Source organism: Microcoleus sp. B4-D4, assembly GCF_036705185.1.
Taxonomy (GTDB): Bacteria; Cyanobacteriota; Cyanobacteriia; order Cyanobacteriales; family Microcoleaceae; genus Microcoleus.
Genome location: NZ_JAUBTX010000016.1, coordinates 15,178 through 35,451 on the forward strand (window position 1 = coordinate 15,178; position 20,274 = coordinate 35,451).

General features: G+C 45.4%; 9 protein-coding genes and 3 pseudogenes. 8 read left to right on the plus strand and 4 right to left on the minus strand.

The genetic code is table 11. From position 1 onward, the window contains the following. The first annotated feature begins 189 nt into the window (after nt 1-189). Complete coding sequence (locus QUB13_RS14295; protein WP_333381848.1) at nt 190-2,040, plus strand: ABC-ATPase domain-containing protein; 1,851 nt, start codon at nt 190-192, stop codon at nt 2,038-2,040. Between the two features lie 77 nt (nt 2,041-2,117). Here the strand turns inward: QUB13_RS14295 and QUB13_RS14300 are convergent. Both QUB13_RS14300 and QUB13_RS14305 read right to left on the minus strand, forming a co-directional pair. Then, nucleotides 2,118-3,074, minus strand: a pseudogene (locus QUB13_RS14300) (IS630 family transposase). A 684-nt stretch (nt 3,075-3,758) separates the two neighbouring features. Further along, complete coding sequence (locus QUB13_RS14305; protein ID WP_194012543.1) at nt 3,759-4,124, minus strand: hypothetical protein; 366 nt, start codon at nt 4,122-4,124, stop codon at nt 3,759-3,761. Between QUB13_RS14305 and QUB13_RS14310 the strand changes: the two genes are divergently transcribed. After that, the gene (locus tag QUB13_RS14310; RefSeq protein WP_333381850.1) at nt 4,118-4,426 is read left to right on the plus strand and encodes a hypothetical protein; all 309 of its coding nucleotides are present in this window, start codon (nt 4,118-4,120) and stop codon (nt 4,424-4,426) included. The two genes, QUB13_RS14305 and QUB13_RS14310, sit on opposite strands and share 7 nt — an antisense overlap. Nucleotides 4,427-4,520: 94 nt before the next feature. On the opposite strand, the gene QUB13_RS14315 is transcribed toward QUB13_RS14310, so the two are convergent. Beyond that, on the minus strand, nt 4,521-11,219 hold the full coding sequence (locus QUB13_RS14315) for a translocation/assembly module TamB domain-containing protein (RefSeq protein WP_333381852.1): 6,699 nt from the start codon (nt 11,217-11,219) through the stop codon (nt 4,521-4,523). 457 nt (nt 11,220-11,676) lie between these two features. On the opposite strand from QUB13_RS14315, the gene QUB13_RS14320 reads away from it, so the two are divergent. Together QUB13_RS14320 and murQ are read left to right on the plus strand one after the other, a co-directional pair. Then, complete coding sequence (locus tag QUB13_RS14320; protein ID WP_194012547.1) at nt 11,677-12,063, plus strand: DUF3110 domain-containing protein; 387 nt, start codon at nt 11,677-11,679, stop codon at nt 12,061-12,063. A gap of 500 nt (nt 12,064-12,563) precedes the next feature. Next, nucleotides 12,564-13,478 (plus strand): N-acetylmuramic acid 6-phosphate etherase, encoded by a 915-nt coding sequence (gene murQ, locus QUB13_RS14325; protein WP_333381952.1) that lies wholly within the window; start codon nt 12,564-12,566, stop codon nt 13,476-13,478. Nucleotides 13,479-13,872: 394 nt separating this feature from the next. On the opposite strand, the gene QUB13_RS14330 is transcribed toward murQ, so the two are convergent. Then, the gene (locus QUB13_RS14330) at nt 13,873-14,322 is read right to left on the minus strand and encodes an EVE domain-containing protein (protein ID WP_333381854.1); all 450 of its coding nucleotides are present in this window, start codon (nt 14,320-14,322) and stop codon (nt 13,873-13,875) included. A gap of 219 nt (nt 14,323-14,541) precedes the next feature. Here QUB13_RS14330 and QUB13_RS14335 point away from each other — a divergent pair, with 219 nt between their 5' ends. The 4 genes and pseudogenes from QUB13_RS14335 to QUB13_RS14350 all read left to right on the plus strand — a co-directional run bounded on the left by QUB13_RS14335 (nt 14,542) and on the right by QUB13_RS14350 (nt 20,224). Further along, the gene (locus QUB13_RS14335; protein WP_333381856.1) at nt 14,542-14,838 is read left to right on the plus strand and encodes a hypothetical protein; all 297 of its coding nucleotides are present in this window, start codon (nt 14,542-14,544) and stop codon (nt 14,836-14,838) included. 139 nt (nt 14,839-14,977) lie between these two features. After that, nucleotides 14,978-16,058 (plus strand): annotated as a pseudogene (locus QUB13_RS14340) (ISAs1 family transposase). A 399-nt stretch (nt 16,059-16,457) separates the two neighbouring features. Beyond that, entirely contained in the window at nt 16,458-18,260 is a 1,803-nt protein-coding gene (locus QUB13_RS14345; RefSeq protein ID WP_333381858.1) for an Rqc2 family fibronectin-binding protein, read from the plus strand. 772 nt (nt 18,261-19,032) lie between these two features. After that, nucleotides 19,033-20,224, plus strand: a pseudogene (locus QUB13_RS14350) (RNA-guided endonuclease InsQ/TnpB family protein). The last annotated feature ends 50 nt before the right edge of the window (nt 20,225-20,274 follow it).

The following is a 20,274-nucleotide window of genomic DNA, read 5'->3' on the forward strand; positions in this document are numbered from 1 at the left end:
GCATATCCCGAGGCTCTGCCTCAAATTTTCCCACGCCAAGCAAGCGAGGCAGAGCCTCTGGAAATCGGTTCCTAGGCAGAGCCTAGGAACCAGCTAAAATAACAAGTAACAAATAACAATTAACAATTAACAAATAACAATTGACAAATAACAATTAACAATTAACAATTAACAAATAACAATTAACAAATGAGTAACAAAGAAAATCTGCAACGGCATTTACTGCAACTAGACAATCGAGGCTACAAAGCTTACAAAGAAATTCAAGGCAGCTATAACTTTGATGAATTTACATTGATTATTGATTACGTACAGGGAGATCCCTTTGCTTCTCCCAGTAAATTTAGAGTCATAGTTCCGCCAGAAATTGCTCGAATTCCCCGCGAACTTTTTAAATCCCGCAGTCGAGAAATAGCCCTACGAGATTACCTAACTCGCCAGTTTGACAAAGCCACATACAGCAATAGTAGCAAGCGCGGCACTGGCAAAAGCGGTTTGATTGCAGTGACTCGCTTCGGACAAGAAGTTTTAGAACGAACTGCCGCATTTATTATTTCCTCAACAGCATCAGATATCGTAGATTTAGGAGGAGTTGAACTGCGATTTGTTGTGGGACTTCCTGCAGGCGGACGCAGTATTTTAGGGCAACAAGCTGCTGAAATGCTGTGCGAAGATATCCCGCGACTTGTCAGCCAATCTCTGAAAGATGCTAGCTTAAATGCTGCGGAATGTCGCCGTCACGTTGAAACCGTAGAAGATGCTGACTGGCTGCGGCAGCAGTTAGCTGAAAAACAATTAGTTGCGTTTGTTGCTGATGGTTCTATTTTGCCCCGCCGCAGCGGTGTTGACAATCGCCCTTTGTTAAATGATGCTGTGGCTTTTGTGTCGCCGCCTTCGTTAAAAGTTGAGTTTAATTGTCCGAATCGCGGTGAGATTTCCGGTATGGGTATTCCGGCTGGTATTACTTTGATTGTTGGGGGTGGCTATCACGGTAAGTCAACTTTACTCAGGGCGATTGAGTTGGGAGTTTATAACCAAATTCCGGGAGATGGTAGGGAATTTGTTGTGGCAAATCCGGCGGCGGTTAAAATTAGGGCGGAAGATGGCAGAAGTGTTGCCGGAGTGGATATTTCTCCTTTTATTGCTGGGTTGCCGCAAGGTAGAGATACGGCACAATTTTATACTGAAAATGCGAGCGGCAGTACGTCGCAAGCTGCTAATATTATTGAGGCTTTGGAAGTTGGGAGAGGGAAGAAGGAAGAAGGAAGAGGGAAGAAGGAAGAGGGAAGAGGGAAGAAGGAAGAAGCTCAATCTTTTGTTTTAGAGACGCAATTAGTCGCTATTTCAGAAGGGGATTTAGTACCTGTTTTATTGGTGGATGAGGATACGGCGGCGACTAATTTTATGATTCGCGATCGCAGAATGCAAGAACTCATCGCTAAGGATAAGGAACCGATTACGCCGTTTATCGATAAAGTTAAACAGTTGTATGCAGATTGTGGTGTATCGACTATTTTAGTCATGGGGGGAAGCGGCGATTATTTTGATGTGGCGGATACTGTGATTTCAATGGATAATTTTCAAGCATATAACGTGACGGAAAAAGCTAAAGAAATTGCTAAGAAATACTCTATTAGTCGCGCTGCTGAAGGGGGGGAAAGTTTTGGTGAGATTACTCAAAGAGTCCCGATTCCTGCTAGTTTAGACCCTAGTCGGGGACGGCGAGATGTGCGAGTGAAGGTGCGGAATGTTGATGAATTGACTTTTGGAACTGAGGATGTTGATTTGGGTGCGATCGAGCAAATTGTGGACAGCGGACAGTTAAGGGCGATCGCTGTGGCTATGGTTTATGCTAAGCAGCAATACATGGACGGGAAACGCACTTTGTCGGAAATCATAGATTTGGTGATGGCAGATATTGATGGGCGCGGGATGGATATTTTATCTTCTTTTCCTGAAGGGGATTTTGCGATGTTTCGACGCTTTGAATTAGCGGCGGCAATTAATCGGCTTCGCAGTTTGTCTGTTGTTGCTAAGTAGACTTGCTTAATATAAGTATTGTTGTCCTACTTTTGATATGCTTACAAAGGTGATTGCAAAAAATGCTATAGCCTTTCTCACAAAGATGAGGTACAATAACAGCACTGTGTAAACCAGTTAAAAATATTTGATGATGTAACTTGACTGAACGCCAAATCTATGGCTTTGGCTAATTCTTGATAATTAGTAGTCTTGATAGAACGGAGAATATTTTTAAGTTTTGGTCAGAGATTTTCTATTGGTGAAAAATCTGGTAAATAGGTCGATAAGTATATTAATTTTGCCCCTTGTTTTTCGATAGCTTTTTCCACTTCTTCTCCCAAGTGAATCGAACAATTATCCATGACTACACAAGCCCCTTTCCATAGTTTTGGCACAAGTTTTCTGATAATAAAAGCTTCAAATGTAATTGCATTAGTCCCGCCTATTAGATTAACCGATGTCAAAATTTCATTGACTGACATGGCTCCAATTATTAATCCATTTTTGCCACGTTTCGTTGGTCTTGGGCCCGGGGCTCTTTGAGCTTTCAAAACTCTAGCATACAACCTAACCATTGCCAAATTAACTCCTGATTCGTCAATGAATATTAAGTCTTTCAAGCCTTACTTTTTAATTTTTTGCCAGAACTCACATCGCAGGAGTTGAACTCGGTCGGTGCCTTTGCCACTCAGGGAAGAGAGTTTTTTTTGACAGTAATATCTAAGAGTTTTATCATTCTTGCTATTGTCGATATACTAACAGAAAATCAAATTTCCCCATAAAGTAAATAACGCAGTTCTTCAAGAGTTGCATCATTGTTTGCTTCAATCAATTCCCCCAATATGAGTAGTTGCTCTGCATTCAGTTTGCCTTTGACTCCACATCGGTCAGTTCGGGGAGTAATATTTTTTGTTTCACGATATTGTTTAAGCAATTTTTGTACAAAGCTGAGGGCAGAGCGAAAAACGCTTAGCTATTGCTTTTTGTGAAATCGGTTCAGTATGATAAGTATCAAGGATTTTTTGCCTAAAATCAATCGAATAAGCTTTCATTTTTACCAATGTATGAAGAGGAGTATAAGTAAACGTGTTATGAGTCAACTTTTTCGTGCTTTCAAATAAATGCTATCATGTGTGGTATCGCTTTCGTGTGGCTTGTGCGTAACCATGTAATTCTAGTTGATTTGATCTGATTTTCTCTGTTTGATCCTCACGAGTGAGTGTCAGTAACATGATACCTCATATTTTTGAGAAAGGCTATATACTGGACTATTTTTTCAATGTTAAAGTTCAGCGCTAAGTTTCAGAAAATGCGTAAAAAATGGCAGGGCTTCCTCCGTAAAGCTTACAGGGCCGTTAAAAAACTGTCCGAAGTATTGAGCGGGAAAAAAGATAAATTGGACAATCAAAAGCCAAGGCTGCTAAGGGTGATTTAACGGGAACATCTGGTGTTTTGCATTATAGTGCTGTCGCGAACTCGCTACTACAAATAAGTAATGTTCGTAGCGCGGAATTAAGTCTGCAACCAAGCTTTCAATCGCACTAAAGTCCGCACTACAAACGGTTTTTGTGATGGCAATCGATCGCGATATTAGACGTTATGCAATATAGACTGTACGCAATATTTCTAGCGACTGGGCATTACCTATTGGTGTCAAAGAATACTTGGGGGGGCTGACTGGAAAGCCTGCAAAAAGCAGGCTTTTTAGGAGAGGACTATCATATGTATGGCAGCTATCAGCCTGTGGTTATACCGATTGTTTCCGGCGATATAACTAGCTTTCCAGTTATATCCATAGTTGCACATTTCAACACTTGATTAAAAGCTAATCCCCGAATTTTTAGCTCCCACCGAATGCCTTTTGCTTTCATTCTCTTGGCTTTTCGCATATCGACATCGGCAGCTTTTTGATGCAGCAGCAAATATTTCATTGCTGCTGTAGCTTCAACTTTTGTGGCAAATGCAATGTAGGTAATATATCCGCCGTCCCAGTGGTTGGCGTTGCGGATGCTGCTGATAGTCGCGACTCTCGGACTAAACCGGTTCCAGTAAAAGTCACTGTAGCCGATCGACTGTGTTTTTACTTGGAGTTTGTTTGCCATTTGACTTAACTCCTATAATCTTTGGTGCGGGATTGGCAGGATTAATTTGCTGCTGTTACTATTATAGCAAATTATTCACAAATGGGAATGGGGGATTGGGAATTGGGAATTGGGGATTGGGAATGGGGGATTGGGAATTGGGGATTGGGGATTGGGGATTGGGAATTGGGAATTGGGAATTGGGAATTGGGAATTGGGGATTGGGGATTGGGGATTGGGAATTAGTCATTGGGAATGGGGAATGGGGCATGGGGCATGGGGCATGGGGAATTGGGAATTGGGAATTGCTAGCAAATAACTGATGACTAATCACTAATCGCTAATAACTAATAACTAACAACCAATAACCAACAACCAATAACTAACAACCAATAACCAATAACCAATAACCAATAACTAAAACCTCAATTCGTATTCACCAGTAACGCGATTGTCTCCTTGAAAATTAGTTGAACCTCTGAGCAAAATTTTGTCGCTCAATCGATAGCGCAAATTAAATTCTGTCGGCTGATTTGCTGACAAAACTCGAATGATTGATGCCGAAAGATTGCGCGTGATATCGGCTCCAACTTCTAAACCTATGCCGAGGGAACCCGCACCGGAAGCGCCCCCAGAACTGGAACTGGCTGTTTCTCCTTGGTTGCCTCGAATTCTAGTTGGAAATAACCGAAATTCCGTCAATCCTGTGGCGTTGGTAATCACCGATTGCAGGTTGTTTAATAAACCCGCACCGGCTAGATTTGCGATCGCCAGTGTACTGTCTCCCTGTCCCAATGTCTGCACGAAACTGCCGCCTAACAGCGCTACAATCTCTGTTTCCGATCGACTTGGAGAACTCCTCAACTCCAGATTTTCGGCTAACTGAGAAGCCCTTCCCTGCACTAACGCTTGAATTCGGACACTCCGCACGCTGCCGAAACTCGTCGGTTCGTCGGCTATTTCAGAGGCGACAGAAGTTCCCGGAGTGCGGAAGCGCGTTACTTCCTGTACCGAAGTTGCTAACCTCACATCCAGCGTCGGATCGAGTCCTTGTCCCGCTATAAAGGTAGCAGTTTGCGGGTACCCCTTATCAAGCTTAAACTGCGTTGTAAACAAATTCACCGCCCCCGAAGTCAACCGAATCGTACCCTCCGGGCGAATATCGTCTAAAGTTCCATTCACCGTCAAACCCCCAGTCGCCTGGAAACTCAATATCGGCGGACTCGTTACCCGCACTCCCCGGCCCAACTTCAGTTGCAAATCCCTGAACACCACATCAAAGGAAGGGGAAGGAGAAGCCGAAGCCGTGGAAGGAGAATCGGAAGGGGAAGGAGGGGCCGCAGGAGAAGACGGGGAATCGGAAGGGGAAGCTTCTGTCGCAGGAGAAGATGGGGAATCGGAAGGCGAAGAAACTAACTGAGTTGCACCGCCACCCGCACTTGGGAGAAATACTTCGCCGTCGTAGAGTTCAATGTTACCGCTCAAGCGCGGCCGAAAAGCCGTGCCCCTGGCTTGGACTTGACCGACTGCGCCACCGCGATACAATCCTCTGAGATTCAAGGCCAGCTTGTCGAGATTGACAGCCAAAGGATTTGCTGCATCGACATCGCCCGCAGCAAAGGGCACTGACAGGGGAATCACGCCCTGCGCCACAACTTCTCCCTGACTCAACTGTCCCCGAATTCCTTCTACCCGAATTCGATCGCCCTCAAAGCGCACCGTCCCAGTCAGCCCTGTTAGCGGTTCTGGGAAAGCCCTCGCCCGGACGGTAGCATTTTCAAAATTTGCAATTCCTTCCGCTACAGGCTCTTGCAGCGTCCCTCCGACACGAATTTGCACCTGTCCCTTGCCGCTGACCCAGGCAATTTGCGGAGTCAAGACATTAATAATTCCTAATCCTTCATTTTCCAAATTCGCCCTCAAATCAATTTGATTGCTGTCAGGTTTGACAGCAGCAAACGGCAACTCAAAAGGCAAACTTCCCTGAACTTCAATCGGTTCGACTTGAGTCACCAAAGCGCTGCCGCCAAAATTGAGGCGGGCGTTGCTGTAACTAAAACTGCCGTCAGCTTGTTTAATCGGTTCTCCGTTTAGCGTACCGTCAACCAAACTCAATTCTCCGGTGGCCTGCGGATTTTCCAAACTGCCGGCCAAGTTCGCCCGCAAATTCAAATTTCCGGTGACATCTACAAAGGGCAATTCTACCAGTTCGGCTAACTTTTGCACCGGCACATTTTCTACCCGCAACTGCCCGGATTGAGCTTTTTGACTTAGTTGTCCCGAAAAGCCGATCGCACTTTTGCCCGATCGAATTTCCAGAGGTAAAATAGTTAAAACCCCGTCCTGAAAACCGCCCTCAATGCTGAACTTTTCAGCGACATATTGGCCCCACTGCCAATTATCGCCCTCAACATTAAATTTAGCTTGCACACCGGTTCGCAAAGAACCGGCGACAGCAATTTCCCCGCCAAAAGTCCCCTGCAATTGAGATAGCGGCGGCAATTTTTGCGATTGGGCCATCACCTCCTGCCGCTGCTGCAAAAGCACTTCAATTTCTGCCAAACGGCGCAATTGTTCGATTAACGGGGCTTCCGGTTCTCCGACTGCGACAGTTTGCACGTCGGCGGCGTTAGCGTAAACGGGAGGTTTGAGGCCTCTGGCTAAATCGCCTAAATTGAAATACTGCAAAGCGACTAAAATCTGCTGCAAGTTGCCCTGCTTGATGTTAACTTTCCCGGCAAATTCCGGGTTTGCGCCGGTTTTGACATTGCCGGAAATTAAGTATTCACCTGTACCTTGGCGGAAGATGCCGTTTGTCAGAGTGGCGTTGCCGTTAGCATAGCTGAATTCGGCTTGAAAACTATCACCTTTAATGTAGCCGATCGCCGGTTGGGCGATCGCAATTTGTCCGTTTGCTTGCAAAGTCTGCGGATTTAACGGCATCTTCCAGCCCGGTACATTCACCTGTCCAGAAACCGTACCAGTTATCGGCCCCAAACCGGCATCTTTACCGGGCGACAGATTCAAAGCAGCGAGGGGAAAATCGCTTAAATTCACTCGCAAAGTTTCTCCCTCAGTTTCGCCGCGGGCTACAGATTCCCCGCGTTTAACTAAGAAAGAAGTCGGCAAAAAAGATGAATTTAAAGCTAATTCAATTTTGTCGCTTGCCCCGGCCAAACGCAAGTTTACACTTTTATCGGAATTCGCACTCACAATCCCCGCCAGTACAGGATCGAATTCAACTTGATTTACTGCCAAATTCCGCACTTCCACATCGCCAACCAAGCTGAGGGCGGAGAGATTTCCGGTGAGGCGGCCCGTGAAATCGACATTGCCGCGAACAGGCTGATTTGTTTCTGAAGCATTGTTGACATTCGCTGCTTTCAAAAATGCCAACTGTTCAGTTGGTAAGGCTGCGAGGTTAAAATTGGAGAGTTTTATATCCAAATCCAAATTCTCAATTGACGGCAATCCTTTACCTTCGAGTTCGACATTCACAAAACCGCTGGCTGTCAAACCCGGAGTTGCAGCTTTTTCTATTTCTACCCGCTTTCCGTCCCAGTTAAATACTGCGTCAAAAGGTTGTTTCAAAAACGGCAATTCGGAGATGCGGAAACTGCCGCCGGCGCGAACATTTTGTAGGGGCGGTGCCCCCGAAGCAGCGGCTATCGGGCCGGATAAATTGACATTGCCGTTAAATATGCCTCGCAATAGCGGGAGATTTTGGGCTTGGGAGACTAAACCGCTGGCTTGCAAGCTTTGGCGCTGGGCTTCAAAGGCTTTCTGGAAGCGACTTAAGGCAATTTGGTCGCCTTCGATTGAGGCGCGCCAATTCCCGGAGGCGGCGCTACCGGTGGCGTTGACAACTCCGCCACCGTTGGCGAGTCGAATTTGTCCGTCGCCCTTGGCGGTGATGCCGTTGGCAGTTAAATTATCTACACTGCCTAAAATTCGGACTTTACCGTCGAGGGTGCCGGCAATTTCTGGCGGTAAATTGGCTGTCAGCAAACCTGTTTGTTTGAGGGTTTGTTCTAAGTTGCTGACTGTAACTCCGTTGGTTTCTAGGAATGCTTCTAAGTTGCCGTTTTCCAATGTGGCTGCAGTATCGATCGCCCCTAGTCGATCGACCAAAATCACTCCTTCTGCCTTAGCACTAATTCCCTTGGCTGTCAAGTTATCCAAACTGCCCGCTGCTGCCAATTGGCCGTTAACTCTGCCGTCAAATCCTTTGGGCAAAGTCGCCGTCAGGGTAAACAGTTGGGTATCGCGGATTGTTTGTTCTAAGCGGCTGAGAATAACTCGATCGGCATCAGCAAAAACTTGCAACCGTCCACCATCTAATTTACCTTTAAAAGCCACAGTACCGTCGGCAATATTGAGTTTACCGCTGCTGTTGGCTGAAATATCGGCGGCGGTTGAATTGTTCAGATTTCCCGACGCTTGAATTTGATTGGATATTTGTCCGTCAAGGGATTTGAGATTTTGGATTTTGGATCTTAGATTGTTGAGATTGGCGACTGTTTGGGGGTTTTCAGCAGCGAAGGTGGAAGCTACATCTAACAGCGGCAATCCTAAATCTACCAGGCGGGTGATGGAAGTGCGATCGGTTTCTGCGATTCCTTGCCAAATTCCCTCTGCCAATTCTCCTTTAAAATTGACGTTGCTGCCGGCAAGATTGAGTTGGCCCCTGCCGCTGGCATTGATGCTGCTAGCGGTTAAATTGTCAAGACTTCCCGATGCTGTAAATTGACTCGATAGCAGTCCGTCGATCGATTTTAGACTTAGGATTTTTGATTTGAGATTGCTGTACTGTTGATTTTCAGGATTGGATGCTGAAGCTACATCTAAAATCGGCAATCCTAAATCTACCAAGCGGCTGATGGAAGTGCGATCGGTTTCTGCGGTTGCTTGCCAATTTCCCTCTGTCAATTCTCCTTGCAAATTGACATTGCTGTCAGCAAAATTGAGTTTGCCGTTGGCCTTGATATTGATGCCGCTAGCGGTCAAATTGTCAACATTTCCCGCCGCTAAAACTTCACCTGTTAGCTGTCCGCCCAGGGATTTGAGATTTTGGATTTTGGATTTTAGATTGTCTAGATTTGCTGAGGATTGCAGGTTGACAAACGGTAAACCAATATCAATTAATTGATTTACAGCAACTCGTTCTGTATTGCCATAAACTTGCCACCTGCCGGATTCCAGTTTGCCACGAACATTAACAATACTGTCAGCAATATCTAGTGTTCCTTTGGCGTTAGCAGCGATCGCATTTAAACTCAAATCGTCCAGAGTTCCCGCAGCCTCGGCGGTTCCGCTGAAAAAACCTGTTAATTGCGGAGGTAAATTAAGTTCTGGCAAGACTTGCTGCAAACTATTAATAGCTATGCGATCGCCCTCGATCAACGCTTCCCACTGCCGATTTTTTAAGGCTGCATCCACCTTTACATTAGTGTCGCCAATTTTGACAACTGTATTTTGCAAATCCACCGCATTACCTGCGGCGATAATTTCACCGCTTGCGGGAAAACTTCCTTGCAGCGCTTGCCATTTAACTCTAGCTTGGATGTTGTCAAAAGGGCCGAAAAGTTGAGCTTGTGCGGAGACGTTGCCAATTTTAACAGTAGCAGGAATCTGGACAGAGTAAATTTGGGCGAGATTATCTGCGGGTACATTTTCAGCTTGCAAATCAAACACTAAACCCGATCGCGAATTCCCGCTTCCTAAAGCTATATCGACTTCACCTTTACCGCTAATTTTACCACCGGCAGCCGGCACTATCAAGATATCGCTCAAAGCCAAACCTACAGAGGAAAATGGGGGAAGAGAAGATTGGGTTTGGGGAGTTGGGGTTTGAGCCATTCTCCTCGGTTCCAGCTTAAAATTAGTGCTAATATTGTTTAATTGCAGGCGATCGACCACAGCGGGTTTTGTGGAGGCGATCGTACCAGTCAGCATTGGATTTGCAACGGTTCCAGTCAGTTTGGTATCTGCCTTGATTTCTCCGGCTACTGCGATCGGCAATACCACTTTCTGCCCTAACTCTGCTTCTACCGTACTGACAACATTTGCCACGGCTACAGGCTGCAGGTTTGTTATTAGATTGAAGCTAGCTCGATCTAGGTTGAAATTTGCTCCTGTTGCGACTGTTCCGGCTATTTTAACTGGAATTAGACCGTAATTAGCAGTCAAACTATCCACAATTACATTAGTTCCCTGAAACCGCAATTGGCCGCTGCTATTTTGGATTGTTTGTTTCAGGGGCTTGATATTTGCTTGCAATCCGGCAAAACTAGCCGTTCCAGTAAGTGCTGATAATTTATTCTCTCGCAATTGCACGGTTAAGTTGCTATTTGCCAGACCTTTTTGTAAAGAGATTCCCGGAAGTTTTAGCAAGCGGGCGAGGTCGGACAAAGGCAAATTTTGACCTTGCAACTGCAGGTTAGTTTGACCATCAGGCAACAGAGAATCGCCCTTGACTGCAAAATTATCATTATTAGTAAATTGACCGTTGAGTTCGTAGAGGATGCGCTGATTTTGCTCGCGAAATAAAGCGTTTCCGTTGTTCAGACTTACAGAAATAGGAGCCAATTTTGGCTGTCCGATGGGGGGATTTGGCACCAAAACTGCGCTGACATTTTCAACGCGCACGGCATCTATTTCTGTTTTAAATAAACCGGGTTTTTTGGGTTCGGATGTAGGAATATTAATCCAGGTACCTTGCTTGTCTTGTTCGATATAAACGCTGGGTTTAATTAAGGTAAGATCTAATTTGAGAGTGCGGTTGAACAGCAGCGGCCAAATTGAAAATTTTACTTCTACTGCTTCTGTAGAGGCGTAATCTGGATCGGTAGAAGTTGCCGGTACGCTCGATCGGCCAAACCGCAAACCCGTCGGAGAAAATCGCTCCAATTTTCCGATTTGCACGGGCCTCTTGAGTGTCTGACTGACCTCAGATTGCACCAAAGGAGCTAAGTTTTTCCGCACCCACTCCTGTGCGGCCACCGCCCCAACCAGGCCGAGAATGCCTAATCCCGTACCGCTAAGCAGCAGCACGCGCCACCAGCGGCGGCTGAGACGGGGTGCGAGTTGGTTTTTGTCATCGTCGGAGTTAGTCATGCTTGTCTCTCAGAGCTTGTGAGAATTCACCAATAAGGAAATCAACCAATGTTCGATGCGGTAGAATTTCTTTGATTTTGCCTTTTGCCTTCTGCCTTCTGCCTTTGGTAGACTCAGAACAGAGGCCGGAAGTGCCGATCGAACCCAACTCTCGGCAGAAGGCACGCCCACACTCTAGGGTAGACTGCAAAAACCTTTACCGAACTTAATCAAAACACGCAACACCACCCAAAACCAAGTCCTCCAACTCCCCCAAATTCTCTAGATTCCCCCCCCAGTGCAGGATCGGCCCTCAATCAAAAATCTCAAATCTCCAACCGAGTCGTCTAAATCCCTCAAATCCTCTCGATCGCGCCGCGTGCAGGATCGGCCCTCAATCAAAAATCTCAAATCTCAAATCGATCGCCCGATCGCTTCTAAGATTAAAAAACGGTGGTTAAGAAGGTCTTTAAAACTTATGCGAGTGTTCGTCTTACTCTTCAATGCCCGCACCGAGAATGAGGGAATTCATACCATTCAACTCGGCGATCGCAACAAAGTTCTGATGTTTGAGTCAGAAGACGACGCCACCCGCTTTGGCGTGATGTTGGAAGCTCAGGATTTCCCCGAACCGACTGTCGAGGCGATCGACGATCGAGAAATTAAGGAGTTCTGCGACAGTGTTGATTATGATTGGGAACTGGTACCGGCGGGCGCGCTAGCGATTCCGCCAGAAGACAATGTAACACAGACTCAGTGGCAAGCGCAGGGGCAACCAGAGCCGGAGCCGGAGGCGGACTCGGACTCTGAGGTTTCCCAAAACGAACTGGATTCTATTCGCCGCCGACTAGAAGGACTTTTGTAAGAGTCAGTAGTCAGTAGTCAGTTGTCAGTTGTCAGTTGTCAGTAGTCAGTTGTCAGTTGTCAGTCGTCAGTTGTCAGTCGTCAGTTGTCAGTTGTCAGTTGTCAGTCGTCAGTTGTCAGTTGTCAGTTGTCAGTTGTCATGACTATTGACTACTAAGTATTGAGTCGTGAGTCAACTTGAATTGCATTCATTCGCCTCAAGATTTGAAAGGTATCTGGGTTTATCTGCATTTATCTGCGGTTTTCCTCTAAATCAATAACCAATGACCAATGACTAATGACCAATGACCAATGACCAATGACCAATGACTAATGACTACCCTTCGACTTGCTGCGGCTAAAATTACCAATGACCAATGACCAATGACCAATGACTAGCCTTCGACTTGCTGCGGCTAAAATGACCAATGACCAATGACTAATGACTAATGACTAATGACCAATGACTAATGACCAATGACCAATGACTAATGACCAATGACCATTAACAACAGACAAAAAATGAAGAATGTGGAAGAACGGGGGCATCTGCTGACGGAACAGGTGAATGCCAACAGCGAGAATTTAGACCAACTCAGTTCGATCGAATTAGTGGATTTGTTCAACCGGGAAGACGCCCAAACCTTAAGCGCGATCGCCAGCGCCCGCGAAGAGTTGGCCCGGGCGATCGACATCGCCGCCGAATCTCTGCGTCAAGGAGGCCGCCTGTTTTACGTCGGTGCGGGGACTTCCGGGCGTTTGGGGGTACTCGATGCCGCTGAGTGTCCCCCCACCTTCTGCACCCCGCCAGAGCTCGTACAAGGCATAATAGCCGGGGGTGCGGGGGCTTTGGTGCGGAGTTCGGAGGATTTGGAGGATCGGCCCGAAGATGGGGCAGAGTCGATCGCCCACCGTCACATTAACAATCTCGATGTGGTAGTCGGGATTACGGCTGGAGGCACAACACCCTTTGTAGCCGGTGCCCTACAGGCGGCGCGGCAGCGGGGGGCGAAAACTGTATTTATCGCCTGCGTACCCGTCGAACAGGTGAATTTTGAGGCGGATGTTGATATTCGGTTGTTGGTGGGGCCGGAAGTGCTGGCGGGTTCGACGCGCCTGAAAGCGGGTACAGTCACAAAAATGGCTTTGAATATTATTTCGACTGGCGTAATGGTAAAGTTGGGGAAGGTTTACGGCAATCGGATGGTTGATGTGGCAGTGACCAATCAGAAATTGCGCGATCGGGCGGTACGGATGTTGCAGGATTTAACTGATTTGAGCCGGGAAGAAGCGGGTTTGTTGCTAGAAAAAAGCGGCAAGTCGGTAAAATTAGCTTTGATGATGCACTGGACTAATTTGGAGATGCAGGAGTGCGATCGAATTTTGGGCGAGTTTCAAGGTAATTTGCGATCGGCCCTAGCATCAATCCAACCGTAGATTTTAGATATTTCCTGCAATTCTTTAATCTCAAATCATGACTTGCTCAGATTCGACAACAAGAATTAATCCCCAGCAAGAATCAAGAATGCAAAAATATTAGTAGGGCGTGTCGCCATTTCTAGCGACGCAAAGCGCCCTACAACATTTGAGTAAACAAACTCAACTAATAATATTTCTCTAATACCGTTCGTAGTGCGGACGACCATCCGTTCTTAAACAGAGGACTCCACGACGCACTACAAACCGTTTTTTTAGGGTAATCCACCGGACAGAATATTACCTATTGCTCCTAATAGCTCGTTACCAGCAAAAGCCTGGTAATGCAGAGCCTCTGTTTTGTGCTACTAAACAGCCAAAAACTCAATACCAATACCGACTTTCCTCAACTATCCTACTTCATCTTCAAAATCTTCTGAGTAGCACTTTCAGACACCGGCATCACCGATAAGCGATTGCCTTTCCTCACCACCAAAACCTCCTCAGCACTAAAATTTGCTTTCAATTCATCCAAAGATATTAACTTAGCAAATTCCTCCACAAACTCAACTTTCACAGTTTGCCAGCGAGGCGCATCAAGCCGAGATTTAGCATCATAATATTCGCTATCAACATCAAATTGAGTCGGGTCAGCAATCCCAGTCTCAATCACGCGCACCAATCCGACAATGCCCGGAATTTTAGTATTAGAATGATAAAAAAATATTAAATCTCCAAGACTCATTTCCCGCAGAAAATTGCGCGCTTGATAGTTGCGAACACCGTCCCAAATTGAAGTACGATCGCCCTTCAAATCCGCAATACTATAAACATCCGGTTCCGACTTCATCAACCAATAATCCATAGATAATTAAAAATTGCTATTTTGTTACTAATATTTAGGGCTTGCTGATATCGTGTCCGGTCAATTGACATATCTAAGATTAGTTCGTAGTGCGGACTTTAGTCGGCTCCCGGATTGCGGACTAAAGTCCAATCGCACTGCTCAAGTGAGCAAAAAAAAATCTGTAAGGCAAGATATACATAGATAATTTCCTTACAAACCAAAATATCTCTCTCCATTATGCCAAATCGTGCGTGCATTCTCAAACAACAATTTTTGCAGAGCGTTGCCTCACCTTGGGAGAAACTGCTGCCAGATTCGTTAGTCCAGGAGATTCTAGCGAAGCAGAAGATAACCTACTACCAAAGCGTCTACACACCGATAGTCACCTTGTGGGCGATGAGATCCCAGGTACTCTCACCTGATAAAAGTTTGAGTCAAGCCGTGAAGCGGATGAGTACGTGGCCCAGGGTGGCGGGAGTCAAGCTTGCTTCTTCTGACACCGGGCATACAGTAAAGCAGGGTGAACGCATCTAAATTTAACATTAACAGAATATGGTATATTGGAGAATAATTATTGAGTACCTACAAAACATTTAATCAGAGTTCGCCCTGTATGAAACTCAAACCTAAAATCACCATTGCCGACCATTTTTCCGGCTGAGAATACCCAAGAATTGAGCGGACAAAACATCATCAATTAATGGATATTATCACGACTCAATTTGTGCATTAATTTGCGGTGCTGATACATGGGTGGATATCGAAATTTACGGGCGAGCTAAACACGAATGGTTAGTTAAAGAAACTTTTAGAATTGCCGAATGGTATATCGAGCCATGACACAATTGTGCGAGTATTTTCCTGCCTCAAACTGAGCAATTTCAGAAATGTTTTTTGAGTTGGATTCAATCTATTAGTTGCTTCAATCCAGGAGAAGTAATCGCAATTGATGGCAAAACTCTTCGCCATTCTTAAGATCCGGTAGGAGACAAAAAAGCGATTCATATGGTCAGTGCTTGGGCGATAGCCAAAGATTAGTTTTAGGACAAGTTAAAGTTGATAAAAAATCTAATTAAATCACAGTAATTCCGGCTTTACTCAAAGTATTGGAATTAAAGATCAGCATTGTCACGATTGATAATCTGGGCTGTCAAAATTCAGTTGTGAAGTCAATTGTCGAACAAGGAGGAGATTACGCGATCGCCTTAAAAAATAACCAACCATCCTTATATGTCAGAGTAGAAGCGTTGTTTAAACAAGCAATTAGACAAGGATTTTCTGGCTTGATACATACAGCTTATTCAACTAAAAAAGAGAGTGATCATGGTCGCTCAGAAATCCGACATCACAACCATATTAAGTGACATCAAAGGGCAGATTTAACCCGACAATCAATGGAAGAAGCTTCATAGTATAGGTCTGATAGAATCCGTAAGAATAGTCAAGGGAAAAACAACTATTAAAACTAGTTATTATATTAGTAGCTTACCAAATGATGCTCAAAGATTTGGTGAATCAGTCCGCAGTCATTGGGGAAGAAAAATTATTTACATTGGGTATTAGATATAGATTTTCGTGAAGATGATTGTCGGATCGGAAAAGATAATGCTCCGCAAAATTTTGCGACAATCAGACATATCTCGCTTAATCTTTTGATAATAAAAAAATTCAAAAACTGGAACAAAGAATAAGCGACTTCGAGCTGGTGGGATGATGACTATTTGACTAAGATTCTCGCTATTGCAGTTAAATAAATTTTCACAAATAACTCATTAATCAATATCATACAACTTGTAAACAGTGGTTGTAATATTTTTATTTTCTCAAAATTCGCATTAAGTAAAAACCACTATTAATCAGTTCATCTTTTATCTAAAAAGTCATTACAAAGCGTGTCTGTAGCTTCTAAGAATGGTGAATTTATCTCAAAATATACTCACCACTGATGAATAGTGTTCAATAAGAGGCGTTCCCCCTGCTTAATGGATCGATCGCCCAACAGCATACCTTTGTTCGATCGCAAACGAGCTGTTGTTATAGCATAGATATGCTTTCCCTTCCAGTTCGTTTCCAAACTTTGATTCGATCGGTAAAATACGACCAATATCTGTCAGTATAGAAATACATATTCGATCGATCGCAAAGAGGCCACCGTGCAACCCGTAGACTTTACAACTTTAACCGCAGCTTGCAGCGAACTGCGAGCCCAATGGCTGCCAGCGCGCCTAGAACAAGTCTACCAGCGCGATCGATTTACCGTGTCCCTGGCCCTCCGCACCATGAAAGGGCGCGCCTGGATAGACATTTCCTCCCATCCAACAGCAGCCCGCATCTGTGTCGGCGACCCCCCGCCCCGCATTCCCGACACCTTCACCTTCAGCGAACAACTGCGCCACCAACTGTGCGGCTTAGCCTTAGTTTCCATCGCCCCCGTGTCCCCTTGGGAAAGAGTCATCGACTTGCAATTCGCCAAACGTCCCGGCGAAGGAGCACTTTGGCATCTCTACGCCGAAATCATGGGCAAATACAGCAACATCATCCTCACCGCCAGTGACAATCTCGTTGTCACCTGCGCCCACCAAGTCGGCATAAAACAATCCAGCGTCCGCCCAGTCCAAACCGGGCAACCCTACGAATTGCCCCCTTCTTTGACCGATGCAGTGCCAAGCGCGATCGAACCTCAAAACCGCTGGCAAGAACGAATTAGCCTGGTTCCGGGGCAATTAAAGACCAATCTGTTGAAGAATTACCGAGGGTTGAGTAAAAACTTAGTAGTGTCCATGATTCGATCGGCCTCTTTAGACCCCGAACAATCCACCGACAGCCTCAATCCCCACCAATGGCAGCAACTATTTCAGCGCTGGCTGTACTGGTTGCAATGCCTAGAAAACTCCAAATTCCAACCAAATTTGACCCCCGAAGGCTACAGCGTCATCGACTGGCCAAAACCCGACGAAAAACAGCCAGAATCTGAATCTGAAAAGGAATCTAATTCCCCCAATCTGTTACATCAGCTACATCCGCTACAAAATCCGCTGCCGAACTCTTCCGTCCAAGAATTACTCAACAGCTACTACACCGCCGAAATCAACCAACAACTATTCGCCCAACTGCGGCATCAACTTACCCAAAAACTCAACAACATCCTCGCCAAACTGCGCCTCAAAGCCAACACATTTAAAGAACGCTTGCAGCAATCTGCCGGCGCAGATATCCACAAATCCCAAGCCGACTTGCTAATGGCAAACTTGCAGCATTGGCAACCAGGAATGAAATCAATTTCCCTCCCCGACTTTGAAACCGAAAAACCAATTACCATTCCCCTAAACCTAGAAAAAAACGCCGTTCAAAACGCTCAAGCAATCTACAAAAAACACCAAAAACTTAAAAGAGCCCGCATAGCAGTAGAACCTTTGTTAGCCGCGGTACAAGAAGAAATCGACTATTTGGAACAAGTCGAAGCCGCGCTTTCGGTACTCGAAACCTACCGCAACACCCAAGATTTGCAAACCCTCGCCGAAATTCGCGAAGAACTGATCCAGCAAAAATATCTAGTTGTACCAGATTACCGTGGCAGTGACAAAAATGCTGCGATCGAATTTCACCGCTACCAAACCCCCAGCGGCTTTGAATTATTAATCGGGCGCAACAACCGCCAAAACGACCAACTCACTTTTCGTACCGCCACCGACTACGACTTGTGGTTCCACACCCTAGAGATTCCCGGAAGTCACGCCTTGCTGCGTCTGACACCCGGTAATGTCGCCCAAGAAACCGATTTGCAATTTGCGGCCGACATGACTGCATACTACAGTCGCGCCCGCCACAGCGAACAAGTTCCCGTGGTTTATACAGAACCGAAATATGTATATAAGCCGAAAGGTGCAAAACCTGGTATGGTTGTCTACAAACAAGAGCGGATTGTCTGGGGCAGACCGCAGCAAGCCCCCGCATGATTATGATGTACGCGGTGACAACTAAAATACAATAAGTTCGATCGATCCGACTTCAGTTTTCCAACAATCCGAGGACTAAATTCCTCACTACAAACCTCAAAAATCTCTATTCAATGTAAAGTTGTATTACAAAAAAATAAATTTTGTTGCAAAAGTACCGCTTAAGAGAGATGATATCTGTCTTAGAACCCGCTGCAAAGAAACGTGCAACTCGGGTTTCCTCGCCGTGAGAAAAACACTGTGGGAAAAACAACGGATTTAACTATTTGTGCAGACCAGCTTTAGCTAAAGCTGGTCATTTCTGTTGAAACAAAACACAAGATTGCCCAAATTGCCTTTCTATCTGGAAATTATCTGCTATAGCGTGCGTTATCTGCCTGAAATTAACGGTTGACTTATTAAATTATCAGCGTCAATCAGTGTTTGTAAGTACCTACACAAAATTAATTACACATCCGACTTTGTTACTCTTTAGACGTATCAAGGGTTTCAAGTCAACTCAGTCGGCAATTAATTTTGTTTACCTACTTAAGCTGGAAATCTGCGGTTAACAGAGCGAATATTGATGCAATGCAAGTTTAAAGATTTACACCACCACTATCAATCTAATTAGAGCTTATTTCAGCGCAAAAAAAGGTGCGGCGGCGCACCTTATCAAAACTTTGGGTTGAAAACCCCGTCCTTCTAGGACGGCTTTAATTAATTGTAACTTTTTGTTGCCCGACCATCTGTTTTGTGCTGATTGGGTTAGCATAAACATGGAGGTAAGGCAATGCTAGTTTTTGAGTTCAAGACTTACGGAAAGTCAAGCCAGTTCCAGGCAGTAGACGAATCAATTCGTACCGCTCAGTTTGTCCGCAATAACTGTTTGCGCTATTGGATAGACAATCCGAAAAAGAATAAATACGACTTAAATAAATACTGCGCTGTACTGGCAGCGACGTTTCCGTTTGCCGACGAACTCAATTCCCAAGCAAGGCAGTCGAGTGCAGAACGCGCTTGGGCGGCTATCTCCAGATTCTACGAAAACTGCAAGAAGAATGTTCTGGGCAAAAAGGGATACCCGCAGTTCCAAAGAGACTGTCGTTCGGTTGAGTACAAAACAACTGGATGGAAGCTCGCAGGCGACAGAAAGTCGATTACCTTTACCGACAAAAAAGGGATTGGCAAACTCAAGCTAAAAGGTACACGCGATTTGCATTTCTACCAAATCAACCAAATAAAACGGGTTCGTTTGGTAAAACGTGCGGATGGCGTGTACGTCCAGTTCTGTATTGATGTCAATCGAAAGGAAAACACGGAACCCTCTGGTACGACAATCGGACTGGACATTGGCTTAAAAGAATATTACACCGATTCAAACGGAGTTACGGTTGCAAATCCGAGGTTTCTAAGGAAAAGTGAGAAAGTCCTCAAACGATCTCAACGTCGCGTATCAAGCAAAGTTAAAGGTTCAAATAACAGGGGCAAGGCTAGGCAGATTCTAGGCAAACGCCACCTCAAAATAAGTAGACAGCGCAAAGACCATGCAATAAAACTTGCAAGGTGCGTAATCTCGTCAAACGATGTAGTCGTCTACGAAGATTTGAGAATTAAAAATATGGTGCAGAATCACTGTCTGGCGAAGTCCATTAACGACGCATCTTGGTATCAGTTCCGTGTCTGGCTCGAATATTTTGGAAAAGTGTTTGAGCGCGTGACGGTTGCGGTGAATCCGCAATATACCAGCCAAGAATGCTCGCGTCTGCGGCGAAAACGTAAAAAAATCCCTATCTACTAGAACGCACGTTTGTAAGTGTGGTTGTGTATTAGATAGGGATGAGAATGCAGCCAGAAATATCCTAAGTCGAGGATTGGGTACGGTAGGGCATACCGGAACCTTTGCACTAGATGCAAGCAACGCTTCGGGAGAATTGACCGCTACTTTGACTGGAGAAATCCTGTCTGAGCAAGTTAGCTCGTAGAACGAAGAATCCCCGCGCGTTCACGCCGGGGAGTGTCAAACATACAACTC